At 34.4% G+C, this 22,321-nt stretch carries 14 protein-coding genes; 2 read left to right on the forward strand and 12 right to left on the reverse strand.

The features are described 5' to 3' along the window. Positions 1 to 104 precede the first annotated feature (104 nt). Together JRG66_RS13015 and JRG66_RS13020 are read right to left on the reverse strand one after the other, a co-directional pair. Positions 105 to 821, reverse strand: coding sequence for an FRG domain-containing protein (locus tag JRG66_RS13015; protein ID WP_265163200.1), 717 nt, complete (start codon positions 819 to 821; stop codon positions 105 to 107). A gap of 57 nt (positions 822 to 878) precedes the next feature. After that, complete coding sequence (locus JRG66_RS13020) at positions 879 to 2,249, reverse strand: IS110 family RNA-guided transposase (protein ID WP_265163201.1); 1,371 nt, start codon at positions 2,247 to 2,249, stop codon at positions 879 to 881. Between the two features lie 786 nt (positions 2,250 to 3,035). On the opposite strand from JRG66_RS13020, the gene JRG66_RS13025 reads away from it, so the two are divergent. Next, entirely contained in the window at positions 3,036 to 4,553 is a 1,518-nt protein-coding gene (locus tag JRG66_RS13025) for an IS1182 family transposase (protein ID WP_265163127.1), read from the forward strand. Positions 4,554 to 6,100: 1,547 nt separating this feature from the next. Here JRG66_RS13025 and JRG66_RS13030 read toward each other — a convergent pair. The 8 genes from JRG66_RS13030 to JRG66_RS13065 form a co-directional block, all read right to left on the reverse strand. Further along, positions 6,101 to 7,564, reverse strand: coding sequence for a TIR domain-containing protein (locus JRG66_RS13030; RefSeq protein WP_265163202.1), 1,464 nt, complete (start codon positions 7,562 to 7,564; stop codon positions 6,101 to 6,103). A gap of 162 nt (positions 7,565 to 7,726) precedes the next feature. Beyond that, complete coding sequence (locus JRG66_RS13035) at positions 7,727 to 8,518, reverse strand: DUF5677 domain-containing protein (RefSeq protein ID WP_265163203.1); 792 nt, start codon at positions 8,516 to 8,518, stop codon at positions 7,727 to 7,729. Beyond that, positions 8,519 to 9,223: a hypothetical protein gene (locus tag JRG66_RS13040; protein WP_265163204.1), complete on the reverse strand. Its 705-nt coding sequence runs from the start codon at positions 9,221 to 9,223 to the stop codon at positions 8,519 to 8,521. 147 nt (positions 9,224 to 9,370) lie between these two features. Continuing rightward, the gene (locus JRG66_RS13045; RefSeq protein ID WP_265163205.1) at positions 9,371 to 11,146 is read right to left on the reverse strand and encodes an RNA-directed DNA polymerase; all 1,776 of its coding nucleotides are present in this window, start codon (positions 11,144 to 11,146) and stop codon (positions 9,371 to 9,373) included. Positions 11,147 to 11,301: 155 nt separating this feature from the next. Further along, a complete protein-coding gene (locus JRG66_RS13050) occupies positions 11,302 to 12,210 on the reverse strand; it encodes a putative phage abortive infection protein (protein WP_265163206.1) in 909 nt (302 codons plus the stop codon). Between the two features lie 186 nt (positions 12,211 to 12,396). Next, positions 12,397 to 14,691: an AAA family ATPase gene (locus tag JRG66_RS13055; protein WP_265163207.1), complete on the reverse strand. Its 2,295-nt coding sequence runs from the start codon at positions 14,689 to 14,691 to the stop codon at positions 12,397 to 12,399. A 2,151-nt stretch (positions 14,692 to 16,842) separates the two neighbouring features. After that, a complete protein-coding gene (locus JRG66_RS13060; protein WP_265163209.1) occupies positions 16,843 to 17,325 on the reverse strand; it encodes a hypothetical protein in 483 nt (160 codons plus the stop codon). 9 nt (positions 17,326 to 17,334) lie between these two features. Further along, complete coding sequence (locus JRG66_RS13065; RefSeq protein ID WP_265163210.1) at positions 17,335 to 18,513, reverse strand: ImmA/IrrE family metallo-endopeptidase; 1,179 nt, start codon at positions 18,511 to 18,513, stop codon at positions 17,335 to 17,337. A 253-nt stretch (positions 18,514 to 18,766) separates the two neighbouring features. Here JRG66_RS13065 and JRG66_RS13070 point away from each other — a divergent pair, with 253 nt between their 5' ends. Next, on the forward strand, positions 18,767 to 20,284 hold the full coding sequence (locus JRG66_RS13070; protein WP_265163211.1) for an IS1182 family transposase: 1,518 nt from the start codon (positions 18,767 to 18,769) through the stop codon (positions 20,282 to 20,284). A gap of 138 nt (positions 20,285 to 20,422) precedes the next feature. Here the strand turns inward: JRG66_RS13070 and JRG66_RS13075 are convergent, their stop codons facing one another. Next, complete coding sequence (locus JRG66_RS13075) at positions 20,423 to 20,905, reverse strand: hypothetical protein (RefSeq protein ID WP_265163212.1); 483 nt, start codon at positions 20,903 to 20,905, stop codon at positions 20,423 to 20,425. A gap of 1,035 nt (positions 20,906 to 21,940) precedes the next feature. Continuing rightward, positions 21,941 to 22,303: a hypothetical protein gene (locus JRG66_RS13080; RefSeq protein ID WP_265163213.1), complete on the reverse strand. Its 363-nt coding sequence runs from the start codon at positions 22,301 to 22,303 to the stop codon at positions 21,941 to 21,943. Positions 22,304 to 22,321 lie beyond the last annotated feature (18 nt).

Here is a 22,321-nt window from a genome sequence, read left to right on the forward strand (position 1 = left end):
CCGGGAAAAAGTAGCTCTGAATGAATATTCATTTCTCTTAAATTTCTTATTACAGGTAAATGGAGTCTTTTTGGAATATTTATCTTAATTATTGTGATTTCATTTTAGCGAAAGTTATTCTGAGATAATTCAATTATTTCTTCAAAATGAATATTCTGAGATTCTTTGTTGTTTAAAAAAGGACTCAAATTATCCATAAATGGCCTTTGAATATTTGTAGGCATCAAAAATAATCCTTGTTGTCGGTAAATGCGCTCATTGCATTTCTTTGGTCGGATCAACAATAGCTTTTGTTCTGACTCCGTAAGAGAATTATCTATAGCCTTATTCGCTAATTCAAGGCTGTATTCATCAATTTCTTTCTTGGAAACAGAATTTTTTGGAAACTCTTTTCTGAATAAATCTAATGTATCACTTGTAATAATATGGTTATTGATTGCCCAAATTGATGAGTCACAAAAACTCTCGGATAATGCCATAAAAGTTGCAACAAAGAAAGAATCAGTAAAATCTAATAACCTTGTAGATGCACCATAATGTTGCATTATAGATAACCATTCAATATAATTCGCATCGGGAATATTAGAATTTTCGAAAATTTGAAATTTCCATTGGAATTCCTGGATCATCGATTTTTCTTGTAAAGCTATAACAGCTTTGTCAACCAAAATTGGATGTAACCGATCTACTAATCTTTCAATGGAGGAAGTCAATTTCCACTCTTTGTTTGCTTGACCTCTAAATAAAAATTGACTTAAAAATGTATTATTAATTCTAAATATATCTTTCCAATCAGTAAGTTCTGTTTCAAGAAATTGCATTTTAATTTTATTCATTTAAAATCGAATCCCAGTTCTTTAATTCTGACTAACGTCAAATTAGTTGGTTGGAACTAAAGTTGGTAAAAACCCCAGATCCTCTGGTTTGAGTTCCAATTTAGCTATATTTTTCTTTAGCCGTGCCACCATCTTCAACTTGCGCTTTTGGTCAAGGAATAAATATTCAGTTGGTGGAAGATAAGGCACCTTTTTTACCATCATGTTCCAGATTATTACTGCCAGTTTACGGGCTGTGGCAGAAACTGCAGCAGTTCTACCTTTTCTAAAAGCTACTCTCCTAAAGAAATTAGACAGATGTGTGTCTTTTAAGTTCCCTATTGAATTGGCCGCCTGTCGAAAAGCTATTTTCAGGCGGTTACTACCTTTTGGTATTCTGTGGCTTAAGATCTTACCTCCGGATATCTTGTTATTAGGTGCTAATCTTAACCAGGAGGTGAAGTGTTTGGCAGATTCAAATTTCTTAAATCCTTCCGGTCCTATCTCGCCCATAATAGACACTACTGTAGCATGACTCAAGCCCTCTATGGCTAACAGGTCCACACCTTCAAAATATTGGTAGGCTACCTGGTTGAGATTTTTAATTTTAGGAGCATTTTTATTGATCCTTTTGTGTGGTTTTTCGGTGGTCTTAAGTGCTCTTTTAGCAGGAAATTTTTTGAGCTCTGCATTGATGAACTTTTCCATCTCTTTGTCACACTCATCAATTTTCTTTTGCAGGAAAAGGTAAGTTTCATATTCCTGCTTTAGACCAAAAAGATAATCTTCTCTGTTATTACCGTGCAATGCTCTGGCTATTTCTTCTTCTGACTTTCTACAGTTGTAATGGCGGTGCTTAGCAAGCTTTTCTGGATCTAAATTTCCTTTGCAGATATCTCCTATAATTGCAAGACCTGTAAGGCCACATATATCCTGAACCACTACATCAAGTCGAAAATTTAAAAACTTGAGGAATTTTTGCATTTTTTGAGTGGTAGAAGCCGCCTGATCTACCCAATTGCCACGCTGCCTGCAGTAAGTACGCAATTTCTCTGTAGTTTCATCTGGAAGAAAACTCCCAGAGAGAAGTCCCAAGGTATGCAGTTGCTGGATCCACCGACAATCCTTTACATCTGTTTTCTTTCCTTTTGCGTGTTTGGTAAATTTCCCATTGACCAAGACAACTTCAAATCCTTGCTTGATCAATTCTGCAAACAAATTTTGCCAGTAATCACCAGTAGATTCCATTGCCACAGTGGTAATCTCTTTTGATTTCATCCACTGTCCAAGCGCAGTAAGGTCTTCGGCATAGACTCCAAATTCCTTTACATCCTCAGCAAACTGCCCAACCGCCACATAATGTGAACGACTGCCAACATCAATCCCAGCTGCATTGGGATTAATGATTTCCATAGAAAGCTTTTTTCGTCCCATAATTAAATATTTTAGAAAAAGACCCTAAGGAAATGTATCTTTGATTTGAACAATATTCTGAACGGGCTCTCCAAAAAGGGGCACCACTGAAATTATCAACAAGCTCCTGAACCATGAATTCAGGGGCTTTTTTACATTTCGACCAGAATTGTGCACGGGCTTTATTCCAAGCACCAATTTAAAAAGCGGCCACACAATAGAGTCTACATTAAATTTAATACAGGAGGTGATATTTTGCGCCCCGTTAGCCGAAGAAATTAATGGAGTTTCTTCATGTGGGGAATTGTGCCCAACGTTCCCGGTTAACGAAAGTGGCGAGTAGGGAAGATCCACTTGTCCGGCGTAAGGGTTCTTTCTTATGGAAATAAAAGTAGGAAATTATCTCTCAAAAAAGCCATTTTTGTTAACCGTTGTTGTAAACTGGGCTTTTATTCTTTTTGTGTAATTAGTTAGTTTTAATCCGCTGAAAACTGATCATTCCGTTTTTTTAAGAACTTGCTTTTGAAAATCTATTTTTTAGAGATAGATCGGATTTAGTGAGTTTCAATTGTCCGGCGTCAACAATCTTCAAACACATTTCAGAAATTCATGCTTTCCTAAAATGCCATTTTTTTGCCTGGTTTACAACGTCTCGTATAAAAACAGTGCGAGCGGGCGAGATTGATTGTCCGCAGGACAATCAGGCGCTGCAAGCGAGCACGGACTTTCGATTCGTGACAGGTTTAAGCATTGTTTTTATACATTGTGCCTGTTGCACAAGATACCAGAAAATGCTAATTTTCTGATATGCAAGGCAAGAAAAATTATCAGGAAAAACTCTTCACTTCCTTCCGTCTCAGTGACCGGATCCCAAAAGAAAATTTTTACCGACGTTTAAAAGAAGCCCTGAACCTGGAGTTTCTTTATCCGCTTACGCAAAAGTTCTACGGAGATAGTGGACAGAAAAGCATTGATCCGGTGGTCTTTTTTAAAATCTGCCTGGTGGGATATTTAGAGAACATTACTACGGATCGTGGGGTAATGAACCATTGTGCAATGCGGTTGGACATCCTCTATTTCCTGGGATATGATGTGGATGAAGAACTGCCCTGGCACAGTACCATCAGCCGTACCCGGCAGCTTTTTCCTGAAGATATCTTTGAGGAAGTTTTTACCAAAGTTTTAAAGCTGTGTATTGAAGTCGGATTGGTAACCGGGCACACCCAGGCAATTGATTCCGCTCCTGTAAAAGCCAATGCTTCCATGGACAGCCTGGAGATCAAAGTCCCGGCAGAAGACCTCGAGGAGCATCTTTCCAAGGTGCGTGTACAAAGCAGCAGGGATCGCAAAGCCAAAGGGAACAAAGCCCCTGAAAAACAGCAGAAGATCACAGCAAGTAAGAAAGAGCTTCAGGAAATCAAAAGCCGGAACAAGAAATGGAGCGAGGACCAGGACATGCGCCCCGGGGCCAAAAACAAAGGCAGCAAGTACACCAGCAACAAAACCCATTACAGCCCAACAGATCCCGATGCCAGGATAAGTGTCAAACCCGGGAAGGCCAGAAAACTGAACTACCTGTGTAACCTGGCGGTAGATATTGAAGCACACGTTATCACTGATGTACGGGCATACCACGCAGACAAGAAAGACACCAAATACCTACAGGATACTGCCGCAAGACTCAACAGGCGCTTGCGCCGGGAAGGTTTGATCTGGGAGAATGTATTGGCAGATGCCGGTTACAGCAGTGGGGAAAATTACGCATACTTTGAGAAAAAAGGACTGACCACATACATCCCGCCGCACGGGACCTACAAAGGCGGGCCTGAAGGATTTGAGTATATTAAAGAAGGTAATTACTGGCTGTGCCCACAGGGCAAGAAAGTTACCTTCCGGAAGCAGAAAATGGAAAATGGTAATCTAAAGGACAATTATTTTACCACACGGGCCGATTGTAAAGGCTGTCCTATAAAAACGGACTGCATTGGCAAAAGCCATGAAAAAAGGATCAACATTACTGCCTACCGGGAGGAATACGATAGGAACATTGAACGGGTAAAGACCAGGCGCGGCCGCTATATGAAAGCCAAACGCCAAAGCACTGTAGAACCTGTTTTTGGTACACTAAAGGAATTCCTGGGGCTTCGGAAGGTGAATACCATTGGGATCAGGCAAGCAAATAAATGTATGCATCTGGCCGCCATTGCTTACAACCTCAAAAAATACCTGAAATTCAAAGCGAAGAAGGTGAAATCCGGAGCAGAGCAGCTCGCTTGGCTCCTTCAACCAAAAACCTACTACAGGAATCTCACAGTTCAATTTTAAGGAACCTGAATTTCGTTCACAGCCAATCCAATCCATAAAAGAAAAACCGCTTAAAGCGGCTTATTTGTAGCGGGAATTCAAAAAATTATTGGCTTGTGCAACGGTTACCATTGTTGCCAAATGCACCGCACGCCCGAGTGAGCCGCTTCGCTCTTGAATCCGCTGCGTTTTGCTTTTTAAAGTTTATATTTTCTTACCTCTCAAAAAGGGCATTTTTACGTCCGTTTTTTTCTCCGCTTGAGTAAGAAAGTCCGCTGTATTTTAGTTTAAAACTTTGATGTTCTTACCTCTCAAAAATGATATTTTTAGTGCTTCTTTTTTTCTTCGCTTGAGTGAGAAATCCGCTGCTTTTCAAATCTGTGTAAAACTGGCACACTGAAAATCAGAATAAAACCAAATGCAAGTGTGTATTTATTTATATAATTATTGCCAAATATGTAAAGGGTGAAGATTATAATACTAACAACTAAAAATAGATACTTTAAGTAAGGCAAAAATTTCATAACTCTTTAAAATTGATTATTTACGTCCTGTTTATCAGCGGTGTTTTTGGCAACGGCTCGAATAACACAAGTTGCGGCTTGGGAATTCAAATTTGTCCGTTAATGACTTCACTTTAAAGGTAGTCAAAAATGCCATTTTTAAGAGGAATTCCGCAATTTGTGTTATTTATTGTTGTGAATCCGTAGCGACAGAGCCGAGTGAGCTCGTACTTAGAATTTTTCTTGATTAGTTTTAATCCGCAACAGTGAGAAAATTGATTTCACGACTGAGTGGCGTCCGTTTATTTTTTATCGGTTCCTAAATCTTTCTTATTGAATATCCATTTAAAAGTTAAAAAAATTATTGTTGCGTTTGAGTGGAAATCCGTCGTTACTTTTAATTTTTAATCGGCTGAGTAATTGTCCTTTTTTGATTTCCAGGAGTTTTGAAAATTTCTAATTTTTATCCGTTTTGAATGGTGTCCGGAGCTATGGTTCACAACGTCTCGAATAACACAAGTTGCGGCTTGGGAATTCAAATTTGTCCGTTAGTGACTTTATTTTAAAGGTACTCAAAAATGACATTTTTGAGAGGAATTCCGCAATTTGTGTTATTTATTGTTGCAAATCAGTGGCGACAGAGTTGAGTGAGCTCGTACTTAGCCTTTTTTTTGATTAGTTTTTTTAATCCGCTACAGTGAGAAAATTAATTTTAGGACTGAGTGGAGTCCGTTTATTTTTATCGGTTCCTAAATCATTCTTTTTGAGTATAAACTTGAAAATTAAAACAACTATTCTTGCGTTTGAGTGGAAATCTGCGGTCACTTTTAATTTTATCCGGCTGAGTAATTGTCCGTTTTGATCTCCAGAAGATGAGCGAATTTCTATTTTTTTTATCTGTTTTGAGTGGGGTCAGGAGCCATTGTTTGCAACGGTCTCGTGTAACGACAAGTGGTGCGGAGTAGGGGACGCGAATTTGTCGGCTTACGGGTTGGTTTGTTATGGAAACTAATTTAGTTCTTTTCTTTGAAACCCGCCATTTGCGTTACACGTTGTTGTGAGCTGTTATTCTAACCTCTCCCATATTTTAAAAACAATTTTGTCTTCTACTTCGCTTTGCCAATCTTCATCTCTATTCCATTTAAATTTAAAACCTACAATATCATCCGGAATCCCTACAAAAACGGTATCGTCTAAAAAAATTGGAATTACTTCACCGTGAGCTACCCTTTTTCGAAAACAATCTCTTTCAAATGTTGGCCAAATTTTATTTTTGTGGTTTTCGTCCAATAGACAAACCACAAATCTAGAATCATGTACAAATATTCTTTCAAATTCTTTACTCCATGCTTTTCCTAAATAGTTCGATTCGTATAATTCATCATAGAAGGTTGGAACATCGATTTGCTCTAATTGTTCGGCAATATATTTTGCTAACTCACGGTTTTCTCCTGCAAAGGATATAGCAATCTCAAATTCTTTATCTTCAATCGATTCTCTAAAACCACAGTCCTTTCGTATTTCTTCCCAGTCAACATGTTTTAGGTAATAAAATAAAGCGGGATCTTCAATAGCAAAATTTTTATTATCTTGATTATAATAGAAATATCTGCTACAGATAGGTTTGGATTCTAAGAGAATATTTAATCTTTTCTCTTTAATTCCATTTATACTTGCTTTAAAATCCGGATAAGCATTTGCTAATTCATTTAAATCTACAATTGAACTAGACTGACTAGAAATCAATTTCAATAGTTTAAAATACGGATCATTACTCGGTCTAAATCTTTTACCTCGAGCAAATTCTTTTACAGGCTCTTTATACGAATGTGCTAACTTAGACACCATCCTGTCTCTAATTTCTTCTATTTCGAAATTAATGATTTTGATATCTTCTTGTTCTTCTATGATATCATTAATTGAACAAACAGCTTGACATAAAGATTGGGTTAGCCAGTAATCTCCTTTACTTTCTTCATATATAGTTTCTGGGCTCTCAATTTGAACATTTAATTTTTCTGCGCCAATTTGAATTAGTTCTGTTATAGATTTTTCATTACCTGGCTCTATTCTATGTATTCCACATCTTTTAGCTATGTCATGAACCATATGAATTAATGATGAGCCAACTTGATTTATACCAATAATGATTAACTTAGGTAGTTCTTCATCTTGTGTTTCTGCAGCAACTTTGGCAATATCAGCAAGCTCAGTTTGTAATTTATTAGATAGTCTATGAAAGTCATCGATTATATAATATCCATTTTCTTTTTCTTTAGATAATGCAACTATTTTTTCTACATCCGTTGTATTTCGAGCGGTTAAATATGTTATATCAATTGCTCCAGCTAATTGATGAATAATTTTTTTTGCAGTAGTTGTTTTACCAGTTCCTGACTGTCCTTCAATAATTACAGGTTTTCCTTTTCTTCTAATATCAAGTAATATATCATTGTAATTGGGAGGTTTTACAAAAGTGTATTGTGGTACTCCTTCAGTAACAAAAACTTCTTCTAATAATTCTTTCATTTATAATATAATTTTTCTGAATAATTGCTCACAACGTCACCGGTTAACGCAAGTAGCGGACTTGGGAAACGCGATTTTTCCGGTTAAGTTATCTTTTTAAAGGTAATCAAAAATGTCATTTTAGAGGGTCTGCCGCTATTTGCTCGTTAACCGATGTTGTGCCTAGTTATTACTCGATGACTCCATTAGGTCATCTAAATCTTTTAATAATTTTTCATAGGAAGATTCAATACTTAAGTTCAAATCATATTTTTTGTCAAAGGCAGTAAAAGATTTTTCTAGATATTTTGCTGATAAGTTTAGAAAAGTTATATCTGGTTCAATATTGTCATGAATTACGGGATGTCGAAAAAATCTATGTAAAGGATTTGGACTAGAAGTAGTATTATATTTTACAATGTGAGCCCAGGTACTGTGTGAACAATTGCTGAAAGGCTGATAGACATAATTGTAGAAATCAAGAATGCCCGCTTCTTCTGCCATTTTTCTTGTTGATAAACCAGACCAACTCCCTAAATTGACTTCTGTAAGAAAGGTATATTGTTGTGAATTAATAAATTGTTCCTCATGATTTAAATGCTCTTTAATTTCTTTATTATCGTCAGGAAGGTTGTTTTTTCTGTGTTCTAGTTCAAGTTTTAATTGCCCTAAACCGTGTATTATAAATTTTTGAGAATTTTCATTAGGATTGACTAATATCCATTCCAGATTTATATGGTTATCTGCCATTGTTCTTAATAAGATTGGCCCAATTTCACCATTCCAATTTCCTAGATTTAATGCAAAACTTTTAGCTAGCGAACATTGTCTTGCAAGTATTCCACCAATTACTTCGTAAATATGATTTTCAACAAGATCTTTTTTCCAGCTATTCCATCTATCTCTTAGTTCATTATCTACATTTTTGGTGTAAGTAGTAAGACATTCTCCTATATGAATTTCTTTTTCTTTCATCTAAATGTTACAAGGTTCTAATTCTAATCCTCTGTTCCAGAAATTTCTAAGCCATTCCTCTCCATTGGGAATATTATCTTTATGTAATAAAACATTAGTGGTGGCTCTCATAAAACTTGCAGCCCTTTTTGATTCCTCAGTTGTAGGATATTCTGACACTTTTGATAAATCAGTAGTAATGCCTTTGGCTATCCTCATTTTATTGCAAACTGCTAATAAGTAGACAACATTGGCCAAGGTTAACACGGCGGCTTTACTTCTTTTGTCATAGATTGATGATAATGTTTCTTTGACCACCACAAGGTCATTATCAGTATGTTTAGAGGATGGGAATAATTTTCCTAAAGGGCAAGTTGGATAGACATTGATTAATTCTGCTAAACCTATTTCTAATTTAGAATAAAGCTTTACTTCAATCAATTTTTGCTTTATTATATCAATATCAGATGGATTTAAATCTGAAAACCAGCTAATGAAATAGGGAACTTTATCTTTGATTTTTAACTTGTCAATTACTTGAACAAAATTGACAGCTAATTGTGTTCCTTCTCTGTGTCCTAAATTTTTGTTTAAGAAGCTTATCCAGATTATTTCAGGTATTCCGTTTTTGACATAGGAATATGAGCTTTCCCCCATAACCTCCAACAATGGTGGTATAAGTTTGCTGCCAACTTTTTTGTGATCGTTTAAAACTCTTTTCTTCATTAATAATTAGGCACAACGGTTTCGCTTATCGCAAGTTGCGGGAGTAGGTAGGCGGACTTGTCGGCTTAACCATTTTCTTTCTTGGTTTCTAAAATTACACTTTTTCGATAAAACCCGTTATTTGCGATGAAGCGGTGTTATGTGTTGTTAGTATTTCGTTTTACCTTCTTGATCACTATCATCCTCACTCTCTTCTTCATCAATCAACCAACCGAAAATATCCTCTTCTTCATCAATATCAAAATCAGATATTCTTGGTCTAGATTCTAGGATTCTAAACGAGATCTTTATTTGTTCGTCAGGGTCATAAAAACTTATATTATAGTAATCTAAAAATTTAAAAAATTCATTATCTCTTAGAATATTTTTGGATTTAAAATTCAACCAATTTTTTCTAAATGATTCGTATGCGAGTAACCATTGATCATCGAATAATGAATTTCCATTTATCGACTTTATTAAATTTGTAAGTGCCGGTTTTCTACCTTTGTAAAGACCAGAATTAATTAAATCCAAGCAAATCAATTTGGAAATATTGTCATTTGAATTTAGAACGATCGAGAGTGTATCTCTATCGCATTTTATTTTAAAAGTTTTGTAGTACCACAATGACCAAGCAACTTCAAAGGAATGATTTAACAAAGTATGTTCTTTAATCACCTTTTCTAAAACACTATTTATTTTTTCTTTTGCTTTGCCCTTTATATAGATTTTATATGAAAGTAAGATTTTGAATATTTGATCTATGCTAGAAGGGTCAACCAAGATTGTTTGAAGTAAGAAGTTGAGAAAAATATCCCAATTTTTCTTTTTGATTTTTACATTTCCGTATTCAAATCTGAGCAGACTATAACTTACAATCCATGATGAGTTTTTCTTATTCTTAGATATTTGAGAATATATTAGAGAAAAATAGTTCCTTAATTCAAATTTATCTGCTTCATCAAATTTAAAACTAGATATTGAATTTGACCAATCATCAATATTTCTAAATGGAAGTGGATTTATTTCAACCTTATTTTCATTAGTTTCTAATTGAAAATCATAAATTATTTTTTGAATAATTTTTAAAGATGTTTCGGCATCACCTATATTATTAAAATAGAAGTAATAATCATCATAGTATCTAGATGCTCGATGATCTATATTTTCTAATTTTTTCTTGATTTCAGAATCAATTCTACATGCTATAAGTTCTGCTAAAATAAATGATGTATCCGGACCGATAGGTATTCCAACACTTTGGCGTTCATTGCAATTTCTAACAAGCGTGTCAATTTGATCACTTAACTTATATAATTTTGCTTTTGGATCAGAACTTAAAATTGATTCAAAATAATGCTTTCGATTATTTTTTATTTTGAAATACTTTTTAGCATCTTCTTTTCCTAATACACTCCAAGGAATTGAATGTGTATAAATGCTAGGATAAAAATTTAGAATGTCTAATTTTAATTGAAATTTTTTATCGAACGATTCCTCTATAAGTTTAAACTTGAAATTATTCCAAGTTTTACTTTTAGTTCTAACAGTTCTTTTTGCTTTATATTCAACAGGTAAGCTTTCTGAATATTCACTTAATTCAAAAATTGGTTTTATATTTTCCCAATTATCCGAAATAGATTGAGATAAATCTAAAAATTGTTTTGGGTTAGGAACTCCTAATTTTCTTCTTGAAAAAATTCCTTTAGCGATACTGTATTCTATTAGTTTTGAACTGCCATATTTTTGGACATAATCTTTATTGAATCGTCTTTTAGCTTCATTTCTAGATTCTGAAGGTTTTTTAACTTTTTTTTCATCAAGAAGTTTGTCCCATTTTTTTACCAGATAACTTGACTTCTTTCCAAAATCTTTAGAGTTGAATGGTGGTGGTAATTCTTTCGGAAAATATCCGTAGGACAATAATTTGTTTAATTTCATGAATTAAATATACTAATAACACATAACGTCCCGAATAACGCAAGTTGCGGCTTGGTGACTCAAATCTTTCCGTTAAACACTGTCTTTGAAAGGTAGTCAAAAATGGCATTTTTGACAGGTATTCCGCAATTTGTGTTATTCATTGTTGTAACACGTTATTCTTTATATGCTTTTTTGTTGTATCTAAATTTCAGATTTTTATTGCCTATTTTATCCTTAGGTAAATTTTTCAATAGACTATATTCTTCAATTAGAGGTTTAAACTTTTTTAATCCATTTTCACTCAATCCATTGTAAAAAAGCCACAAAAGTTCAAAATCAGAAAGTTGAGCACGAACGATTGAAGTATATTTATATCTGGTATTGAAATTTGATAAAGTGTAGTTTGTTTTATCCTCATCATTAAGAGGATTTTCCGAACTCTCTAATTCAGAGTGTGAGTGGAACTTATATTCATTAACCAACTTAATGATTCTGTAGAGATTTCTAAAATAATGGCCGAAATCCGTTTGAACTATTGGCCAATAGTCCATATAAATCTTATCAAAGTCACTTTCAGCTTTCCTGATCTGATAGTTAACTTGTTCAAATGAATATTTGAAAACGTCTCTGCCTTTTAGAGTTATTTTGTCTTTTTCGATCTTTTCTTTTCGCTCAACAGACTTTAACGTCAGTGCACTTATTGGTTTGTTTTTGTAAATATCGATATCAATAGCATTTACTATTTGATGATGTAGTTCCAATAGGTGAAAGAATGTATTTTCGAACCTTTGTAATGAAAGGGTTTTATTTTGAGTTTTAAATTCTTCTCTTGTATCGCTCAATTCTTTTCTCTGTAGGGAAAGTTCCTTCTTCTGTAAATAAATGGTATAAATTATTCCAGCTAAAGCAAGCCCCGAAAATAAAGAGTTTATAGCCCCGAATGAATCTCCAAATTGACCTTTTCTTTCAGGGTCAGAAATCAGCTGATTTAAACCAAGAAGAGAAGCAATCCAAACAATAAAAACAATTCCAAGAAGAATGTATAATCCTACTAATTTGTTTTCATTTTTCTCGTTCGACATATTTTTCGTAAAGTTTGGTATAATGTGTTACAACGTTCCCGGTTAACGAAAGTGGCGGGTAGGGAAGACTTCACTTTCCGGCAAAACGGGTTGTTCTTATGGAATTAAATGTAGGAAATTATCTCTCGAAAAAGACATTTTTGTTAACCGATGTTGCCCACTGGCTTTATTAGTCACTAACCAAATTTAATTTTCTGAATATTGCTGCATTATATTAAAATGTTCGATACCACCAATATCTTTAAACATTAATTCAAATACTTCATAGAGGTCCTCAATATCTGTATGGGTCATTCTTTGATAGTAAAAATCATCATTAGGATTATAATGGTGACTATCATCATTAATTTGAGAAATTAAGCAGCTAAAAATTATTCTTTTAGGATCATTTTGTTCAAGTTCTTCTATTAATGTCCATTCTTTTGGAGTGTTTCTTGTAAAGTTCAAATAACTTTGAAGAATTCTTCTCATTAAATTACCTACAACAACATTATTAGCAGGATTTCTTTCTGTTTTTAAATTTTGTAAACCTTTCCATAATAAGTTGTAATCGTTATCTATCTCATTTTTTGCAGTTTTTTCAATATTTGTTTTATCAGAAATTTTTTGAATTTGATAATAACTAATTTCTTGACACAATTTATTTCCCATTGCAAAGGTTACTTCTTTATGGAAATAAATATTGTGAGTTAAAACGAAAATTTGCTCTATATGAGGATTATAAAACTCTTTTTTATCATTGGCGGATCTTCCCTTTTTCTTCGCTAAATCCCTAATTATTGTAGTAACGATAAATAATGCTTGGCTATCTAAACTGGAAACTGGATCATCTATGACCACAATCTTCTTTTTTTCCTTATTGTCTTTTTCTAAAGTTCCTTTACATATTTCATTGAAATATAAAAAAGCGATAAAATTCTTTTCCCCCTCACTAAGGGTGTTAAAGACGTCATTACTTTCTGAATCATTTCTCTTCAAGTAATATTTTGGAATTTCTTTTTCTGATTTTTTTGGCATTTCACCAATCTCAAAACCTTTGAATCCTGCACCTTTAAGAATTTTGTTTATGTTCTCCTTTGCTTTAGATGTATTAATCGTATTGTCTCTTAAACCTTCTATTTCAAGTCTTAGATTTCTAAGTTTTTCTAATAAATAAGTTTTAAATCTGTTAATTGCCGCTTTCTTAAATTCAATTTCGTTTTTGTGTGAGTAATAGAATTCAATATCATCTTTAGAATTGAAGCTTATATAATTCCAAATTTTAGAATCTAGATTCTCTTTTTTATCCTCCAACGAATCAAACATCTCGTTGTTGGTTTTAACCGCATCAATCAGATTTGATAATTTTGGTTTGAATTCGAAAACAGAATCAATTGCAAATGTTTCATTTGTTCTATCTAATTTACTTTGAATTATGTCTTTTTGCGAATCAAAATGAGAAGATAATTCCAGAACTAAATCACTTAATTGGCTGTCTGGATTGAATTCTGTTTTAATAGCATTCAAATTAGTAATAATTTGCTCGGATAAACTTTCATATCTAGTTAACAAGCCTTCTATGTATTTCTTTTTCTTCTTATAGGATTCATCAAAATATTCGTCAAACTTCTTAATTAGTTCTTGGGTAATAGTAAATTCTTGACAAAATGGACACTTTTCTTTTTTACCTGATCTGTCTATTTTTTCTAGTCCCTCTTCTACCCATTTTTGTAGGTTCAGTCTATCGATCATCTCTGCGATATCGATATCCTTATTTCCAGTAAAAATTTGTTTTAAGGCGTAATTAATTTTTTCTTCTAGTCTTCGAATTTTGAGGTATGAAGATGATTTGAAGCTGTTATGAACTTTAGTTAGGTTTTGTTCATAAAACAACTCATATTCCTTCTTTAGGTCTTTAAATTTGTAATTTTTGTTTTCTTCATCTTTCAAAACTTTCTCAACTTGGCTAAAATGATTTGGCTTACTTCCTTTATATTTTAGCCTTATAAGAGGTAACGACTGATTAAATACATCTCTTTTTTGGAAACAAATGTCTAAAATGCCTGTTTTCTTGCCTTTGTATAGTTCTTCTAATTGAACTTCGTAACTCTCATTTTTATCATTAAGATCTTTAGAAATGTAGTTTTCAATTTTTTCTACTTTTAGCTGCTTTTCTTTGATTTTTCTTTCTATCTCATCATTTTCTTCATCCAATGAGAAAACACCTTTTAAAAAATCTTCTTTGATGAAGTTTCTTTTTACAAATTCATCATCAAATACTAAAACTTCATTATTTTCTCCATTAAAACCTAATTGGCTACAATCTTCAAATCTCAACTCATCATTAGTTGATTTATTGGAATTTATATTATAAAGAAATTTAGCTATTGTAGATTTTCCCGAACCATTATTACCAAAAAAGAAATTTAATTTTTTCAATTCTTCTATAATGACTGGTCCTTTGTAACTAGAAATATTCTCAATTTTAATTTCAGTTATCATTATGGTTGATTTGGAGTTAGAATCTTGTTTTTAAAGCTTGTGGGCAACGGCTCGAATAACACAAGTTGCGGCTTGGGAACTTAAATTTGTCCGTTTATGACTTTATTTTAAAGGTAGTCAAAAATGCCATTTTTAAGAGGAATTCCGCAATTTGTGTTATTTATTGTTGTGAATCCGTAGCGACAGAGCCGAGTGAGCTCGTACTTAGCATTTTTCTTGATTAGTTCTTTAATCCGCAACAGTAGAAAATCTGTTTTTGAGTGGGTTAGGTTTGTTGACTTTTTATCTGTTCTTAATATTTAATCGCAACAGTGAGAAAATTAATTTCGCGACTGAGCGGAGTCCGTTTATTTTTATCGGTTCCTAAAATCATTCTTTTTGAATATCCACTTAAAAGTTAAAAGAATTATTCTTGCGTTTGAGTGGAAATCCGCCGTCACTTTTAATTTTTAATCAGCTGAGTAATTGTCCTTTTTTGATCTCCAGGAGTTTTGAAAATTTCTAATTTTTATCCGTTTTGAGTGGTGTCCGGAGCTATGGTTCACAACGTTCCCGGTTAACGAAAGTGGCGAGTAGGGAAGATCCACTTGTCCGGCGTAACGGTTCTTTCTTATGAAAATAAAAGTAGGAAATTATCTCTCAAAAAAAGCCATTTTTGTTAATCGTTGTTGTAAACTGGGCTTTTATTCTTTTTGGGTAATTAGTTAGTTTTTATCCGCTGAAAACTGATCATTCCGTTTTTTTAAGAACTCTTTTTTGAAAATCTATTTTTTAGAGATAGATTGGATTTAGTGAGTTTCAATTGTCCGGCGTCAAAAATTTTCAAACAGATTTTAGATATTTATGCTTTCCTAAAATGCCATTTTTTTGCCTGGTTTACAACGGCTCGAATAACACAAGTTGCGGCTTGGGAACTTAAATTTGTCCGTTTATGACTTTATTTTAAAGGTAGTCAAAAATGCCATTTTTAAGAGGAATTCCGCAATTTGTGTTATTTATTGTTGTGAATCCGTAGCGACAGAGCCGAGTGAGCTCGTACTTAGCATTTTTCTTGATTAGTTCTTTAATCCGCAACAGTAGAAAATCTGTTTTTGAGTGGGTTAGGTTTGTTGACTTTTTATCTGTTCTTAATATTTAATCGCAACAGTGAGAAAATTAATTTCGCGACTGAGCGGAGTCCGTTTATTTTTATCGGTTCCTAAAATCATTCTTTTTGAATATCCACTTAAAAGTTAAAAGAATTATTCTTGCGTTTGAGTGGAAATCCGCCGTCACTTTTAATTTTTAATCAGCTGAGTAATTGTCCTTTTTTGATCTCCAGGAGTTTTGAAAATTTCTAATTTTTATCCGTTTTGAGTGGTGTCCGGAGCTATGGTTCACAACGTCCTGTATAAAAACAGTGCGAGCTGGCGAGCTTGATTGTTCGCAGGACAATCAGGCGTTGCAAGCGAGCACGGGCTTTCGAATTGAGACAGGATTAAGCATTGTTTTTTTACACTGTTGCCAAATGTACCACCCATCTGAGTGAGCGATCCCGTTTATCAAATCCGCTACGCATTGGGCGGTTTTAAAGTCTTTTTTACTTACCTCTCAAAAAGGATATTTCTGCGTTCTCCTTTTTTCCTCCGTGAGAGTGAGAAATCCGCAACATTATTTATGTTCTTTATTTTTTAGCTTTTAAAATTTTTAAATGCCATTCTGCTTATAAATATAAACATTGTCAGAAATCCTATAGCTTGAACGTATTTAATCGAGTTTGGAAAAATGAATATTTGTATTAAAGATATTATTAAACAAACCGAACCAAAAGCATATAATATTTTCAAGATTACAGGCTCATTTTGGAGAAATTTTTTCGTGTCAGTCATTTTATATTCAATCTGGTAATAATGTTTTTTATGGAGCCATTATAAATGACCTCAAATATGGCAATTTTGGGGATCTAATCTTTATTGATCCGATTAAATTTTTTCACGTCTTGGTTGTCAGTGGTATTTTTGGCAACGGCTTCGCATAACGACAAGTGGCGCGGAGTTATGGATGCGGATTTGTCGGCTTAAGGTTTTTGTTTGTTATGGAAACTAATTTAGTTCTTTTCTATAAAACCCGCCATTTGCGATATGCGTTGTTCTATGCAGTTTTTGTGCTGAATTATTGTTGATGACCGTATCCTAATTCTTCATTTTTATCCCAAAATGCCATATATAGATCTGTAGAGCTTCCTTTTTTTCTTGTCCAATCAGCTACAATCTGAATAGCAATTTCTAAATCTTCTAAATATGCCATTCTTCCATCACTTCCTCTGATTCCTTTCTCGTCTTTTACTGCCCCACGGTTAATTAAAATGTTTTTTTCATCATAGATAATTCTCCTTACTTCTTCATTCTCCTTACCTTTAGGTAAGTTATCTCTGAGAAGTTTATTTAAACCTTTATAATAAAGTTGAAACTTTTGAACTGGATCATCGATTTGCTGTCCAATTAGTTGTTCTGCTTGATTTTCTAATTTTATTTTCGAGTCAACATCTATCGAAAGTTGTTCTCCCTTTATTTCATCTGCTTTTTGAAGCAGTTCTAATCTTTCAATATCTTCTTTGGATAATTTTCTATCCTTTTTCTTTTGATTATCAGCCATTTTTTAAATTTAGATTGTTAATAGTTCTTTTATGTTTTTTGAAGCTTCCTCTAATGATTGGGCGTCCCAATTAGAAACATAAAGATTCTTCTTCGCCATTTCCACATCAGGGAAATAATCTTTAAAAGCACCCCAGTAATTGTTTCCTTTCTCAGATTGTCTAAATTGAAATTGAGAATAAATGATGGATGGATGTACTTGACAATCTTTAGCGAATCTTGTCACCATCAAGTGATTGTTTATTAGAGGTTCTATATACCTCATCTTTTCTTGAGAAATCAAATAATCGCTTGCAAATTGATTAGCTTTATCTTCCTGTATTAAGAATAGATCAGGCTCGCCAGTGAGATGATATTTAACTTTCTGCAATAATTCTAGGTCGAATAATACGTGATGAAGTTCGTGAATTAAAGCGAACCAAATGGTAGCGTAATTCTTATTCAAATCTGTAATTACAATACAAGGTTTATCATTTATGACAAAAGTTGCTCCCCTAATTTGTGTTTTAGGAAGCATAGGTTGGAACACCACGGTTACGCCTATGTTGTATAGTGCACGGAAGACTGTAAGTAATCCATCTTGGACATTTTGCGTATAAGGCTTAATCTTGGGAATTAAATCAATTAAATCTTCTCTAGAATAATCGTTCGGATTGTCGATTAACTCAAAGTATTTATAGGACGATTTAATCCAGAAGTCTTTCATTTTATCATTGAAAGATCTTTTAGTTCTGCTGTATAAAGCTTCGCCTAATTCCTGTTCATAGTCGTAAATACTATCTAAGCCAAAGAATTCGCAAATGCGCTCGTTTAGTTGCTCTACGGAATCTTTTTTATCTATAAAACCTAGTGAGGCTAATGTTTTTAAGTCAAAATATTTATTGATAAAAGTTATATCCATAGAATTCTGTAAATCTTTAATTTCGAAAGAAGGACGATCCTTAAAATGCAGCAAAACAGTTTGTTCTAGATTTAATCCTAGAAACTCACCCAGCTTTAATAGGTTTACTATATCGGTTTGTTTTGAGGTCTTATCTATAATACCATCAAGACTTCGCCTTTGCAGGCCCGCAAGTCTTTCAAATTGAGTTTTTGTAAGTCCAGTTGTCTCCAACTTTTTCTTTAGAAGGTTGTCAAACGATAAATCTTCATCAAGATTAAAACTCTTATTTAAAATATCATTTATCATTAAAGGTAAATTTACCTCAAATATAGTTATAATATCTTAAATCAATAGAAAATAAAGGTAAATTTACTTTTTTTGTAAAAAATTGCATAGAACGTCCCGTATAAAAACAGTGCGGCGATTGCCAGCGATGATTTTCCGCAGGAAAATCAGGCGTTGCAAGCGAGCACGGAGTTTTGATTTGAGACTGATTTAAGCATTGTTTTTATACGTTGTGCCTGTTGCACAAGATACCAGAAAATGCTAATTTTCTGATATGCAAGGCAAGAAAAATTATCAGGAAAAACTCTTCACTTCCTTCCGTCTCAGTGACCGGATCCCAAAAGAAAATTTTTACCGACGTTTAAAAGAAGCCCTGAACCTGGAGTTTCTTTATCCGCTTACGCAAAAGTTCTACGGAGATAGTGGACAGAAAAGCATTGATCCGGTGGTCTTTTTTAAAATCTGCCTGGTGGGATATTTAGAGAACATTACTACGGATCGTGGGGTAATGAACCATTGTGCAATGCGGTTGGACATCCTCTATTTCCTGGGATATGATGTGGATGAAGAACTGCCCTGGCACAGTACCATCAGCCGTACCCGGCAGCTTTTTCCTGAAGATATCTTTGAGGAAGTTTTTACCAAAGTTTTAAAGCTGTGTATTGAAGTCGGATTGGTAACCGGGCACACCCAGGCAATTGATTCCGCTCCTGTAAAAGCCAATGCTTCCATGGACAGCCTGGAGATCAAAGTCCCGGCAGAAGACCTGGAGGAGCATCTTTCCAAGGTGCGTGTACAAAGCAGCAGGGATCGCAAAGCCAAAGGGAACAAAGCCCCTGAAAAACAGCAGAAGATCACAGCAAGTAAGAAAGAGCTTCAGGAAATCAAAAGCCGGAACAAGAAATGGAGCGAGGACCAGGACATGCGTCCCGGGGCCAAAAACAAAGGCAGCAAGTACACCAGCAACAAAACCCATTACAGCCCAACAGATCCCGATGCCCGGATAAGTGTCAAACCCGGGAAGGCCAGAAAACTGAACTACCTGTGTAACCTGGCGGTAGATATTGAAGCACACGTTATCACTGATGTACGGGCATACCACGCAGACAAGAAAGACACCAAATACCTACAGGATACTGCCGCAAGACTCAACAGGCGCTTGCGCCGGGAAGGTTTGATCTGGGAGAATGTATTGGCAGATGCCGGTTACAGCAGTGGGGAAAATTACGCATACTTTGAGAAAAAAGGACTGACCACATACATCCCGCCGCACGGGACCTACAAAGGCGGGCCTGAAGGATTTGAGTATATTAAAGAAGGTAATTACTGGCTGTGCCCACAGGGCAAGAAAGTTACCTTCCGGAAGCAGAAAATGGAAAATGGTAATCTAAAGGACAATTATTTTACCACACGGGCCGATTGTAAAGGCTGTCCTATAAAAACGGCCTGCATTGGCAAAAGCCATGAAAAAAGGATCAACATTACTGCCTACCGGGAGGAATACGATAGGAACATTGAACGGGTAAAGACCAGGCGCGGCCGCTATATGAAAGCCAAACGCCAAAGCACTGTAGAACCTGTTTTTGGTACACTAAAGGAATTCCTGGGGCTTCGGAAGGTGAATACCATTGGGATCAGGCAAGCAAATAAATGTATGCATCTGGCCGCCATTGCTTACAACCTCAAAAAATACCTGAAATTCAAAGCGAAGAAGGTGAAATCCGGAGCAGAGCAGCTCGCTTGGCTCCTTCAACCAAAAACCTACTACAGGAATCTCACAGTTCAATTTTAAGGAACCTGAATTTCGTTCACAGCCAATCCAATCCATAAAAGAAAAACCGCTTAAAGCGGCTTATTTGTAGCGGGAATTCAAAAAATTATTGGCTTGTGCAACGGTTACCATTGTTGCCAAACGTATTTTGTTCCATTTTCATTCGAAGATTACTGGGTAAACTCTGCGCATGAGATATTTGCCGTCCTTTCTTTCTTCTAAAAAATAATATGTATGCCCCAGTCCGTCAAAACTTACGGAGTCACTTATTTTTAGAAAATCTCTACGGTCAGTAATAATATTCAAATCCTTCAGCTCATTTTTGTCAACTAATTTGTCCAATTCTTTAATAAAGCTAAAATGGACAGAAGGATTTTCAAAGACATAATAATCATATTTAGGATCTTCTTCCCACACTTCAATTATTTCAGTTGATCTCGTTTTAGGTCTTGGGGTGTTGTTTTTCTTTACGCGAACTTTCTTATCGAAAAAAATTCTGTAACCTGTATAAGAATTTGCATTATCTGATATCTGTTCGTGTATGAGCGTGTCATTTTCACTTATTAAAAAATAAATATCTTTTTGAGAATATGATAAATGACTGAAAAAGAATATTGAAATTATAGGAAGTATTTTATACATTATAATTCTCTTATGTTTGGCAACGGCTCGAATAACACAAGTTGCGGCTTGGGAATTCAAATTTGTCAGTTAATGACTTCACTTTAAAGTTAGTCAAAAATGCCATTTTTTAGAGGTATTCCGCAATTTGTGTTATTTATTGTTGCAAATCAGTGGCGACAGAGTTGAGTGAGCTCGTACTTAGCCTTTTTCTTGATTAGTTTTTTTAATCCGCAACAGTGATAAAATCATTTTTTGCCTTGAGTGAGGTTTATTTAATTTTTACCAGTTCTTAACTTTTAATCCGCTACAGTGAGAAAATTAATTTTAGGACTGAGTGGAGTCCGTTTATTTTTATTGGTTCCTAAATCATTCTTTTTGAGTAGAAACTTGAAAATTAAAACAATTATTCTTGCGTTTGAGTGGAAATCTGCGGTCACTTTTAATTTTATCCGGCTGAGTAATTGTCCGTTTTGATCTCCAGAAGGTGAGCGAATTTCTATTTTTTTATCTGTTTTGAGTGGGGTCAGGAGCCATTGTTTGCAACGTTCCCGGTTAACGAAAGTGGCGAGTAGGGAAGATCCACTTGTCCGTCGTAACGAGTTCATTCTTATGGAAATAAAAGTAGGAAATTATCTCTCAAAAAAGCCATTTTTGTTAATCGTTGTTGTAAACTGGGCTTTTATTCTTGTTGTGTAATTAGTTAGTTTTAATCCGCTGAAAACTGATCATTCCGTTTTTATAAGAACTCCCTTTTGAAAATCTATTTTTTAGAGATTGATCGGATTTAGTGAGTTTCAATTGTCCGGCGTCAAAAATATTCAAACAGATTTCAGAAATTTTATACTTTCCTAAAATGCCATTTTTTTGCCTGGTTTACAACGTCTCGAATAACGCAAGTTGCGGCTTGGCGACTTGAATTTGTCCGATAAACACTGCTTTTTATTGGTAGTCAAAAATGCTATTTTTGAGAAGTATTCCGCAATTTGTGTTATTCATTGTTGTAGCCAGTGCTTTTTTGAATAAGTTTCTGGGAGGACTTTATTTAGGTCGTCTTTAATATGGGGCAGTGTTAATAAAATTTATTTCCTCTTCATTTTCAATTTTATATTCTTGGTGTTCTTCGTTAAATACAAACTTTATCGGCTTTGTATTTTTTAGCTGGAAATTTTCATTGCTTTTTCCGCCAGAATCATCATTACTTACCCATACGCGAGGTTGCGAATAAAGAGTTTTTACGATGAATTCATCTCGATTTGATTTGTCTTCGTCTATTTCCCATTCAATAATATTAACTGCTTCCACATCAACAACAGGTCTGCCACGCCTGTCAGTAAATCCATTGGTCAGTTTACTTTCAATTAAACCTCTTATCTCTAAGAGAATTTTTTCTTCGTCTTTTTTTCCTAAAAATGCCATACTTCTGTAATTTATTAG

This window comes from Salinimicrobium tongyeongense (assembly GCF_026109735.1).
GTDB classification, from domain to species: Bacteria; Bacteroidota; Bacteroidia; order Flavobacteriales; family Flavobacteriaceae; genus Salinimicrobium; species Salinimicrobium tongyeongense.

What these genes read in the sequence shown, in the direction of transcription:
- JRG66_RS13070 (WP_265163211.1), top strand. Translation starts at nt 18,767, where the DNA reads ATGCAAGGCAAGAAAAATTATCAGGAAAAACTCTTCACTTCCTTCCGT.
- JRG66_RS13050 (WP_265163206.1), bottom strand. Translation starts at nt 12,210, where the DNA reads ATGTCGAACGAGAAAAATGAAAACAAATTAGTAGGATTATACATTCTT.
- JRG66_RS13060 (WP_265163209.1), bottom strand. Translation starts at nt 17,325, where the DNA reads ATGGCTGATAATCAAAAGAAAAAGGATAGAAAATTATCCAAAGAAGAT.
- JRG66_RS13035 (WP_265163203.1), bottom strand. Translation starts at nt 8,518, where the DNA reads ATGAAAGAAAAAGAAATTCATATAGGAGAATGTCTTACTACTTACACC.
- JRG66_RS13040 (WP_265163204.1), bottom strand. Translation starts at nt 9,223, where the DNA reads ATGAAGAAAAGAGTTTTAAACGATCACAAAAAAGTTGGCAGCAAACTT.
- JRG66_RS13055 (WP_265163207.1), bottom strand. Translation starts at nt 14,691, where the DNA reads ATGATAACTGAAATTAAAATTGAGAATATTTCTAGTTACAAAGGACCA.
- JRG66_RS13020 (WP_265163201.1), bottom strand. Translation starts at nt 2,249, where the DNA reads ATGGGACGAAAAAAGCTTTCTATGGAAATCATTAATCCCAATGCAGCT.
- JRG66_RS13015 (WP_265163200.1), bottom strand. Translation starts at nt 821, where the DNA reads ATGCAATTTCTTGAAACAGAACTTACTGATTGGAAAGATATATTTAGA.
- JRG66_RS13030 (WP_265163202.1), bottom strand. Translation starts at nt 7,564, where the DNA reads ATGAAAGAATTATTAGAAGAAGTTTTTGTTACTGAAGGAGTACCACAA.
- JRG66_RS13080 (WP_265163213.1), bottom strand. Translation starts at nt 22,303, where the DNA reads ATGGCATTTTTAGGAAAAAAAGACGAAGAAAAAATTCTCTTAGAGATA.
- JRG66_RS13075 (WP_265163212.1), bottom strand. Translation starts at nt 20,905, where the DNA reads ATGTATAAAATACTTCCTATAATTTCAATATTCTTTTTCAGTCATTTA.
- JRG66_RS13045 (WP_265163205.1), bottom strand. Translation starts at nt 11,146, where the DNA reads ATGAAATTAAACAAATTATTGTCCTACGGATATTTTCCGAAAGAATTA.
- JRG66_RS13065 (WP_265163210.1), bottom strand. Translation starts at nt 18,513, where the DNA reads ATGATAAATGATATTTTAAATAAGAGTTTTAATCTTGATGAAGATTTA.
- JRG66_RS13025 (WP_265163127.1), top strand. Translation starts at nt 3,036, where the DNA reads ATGCAAGGCAAGAAAAATTATCAGGAAAAACTCTTCACTTCCTTCCGT.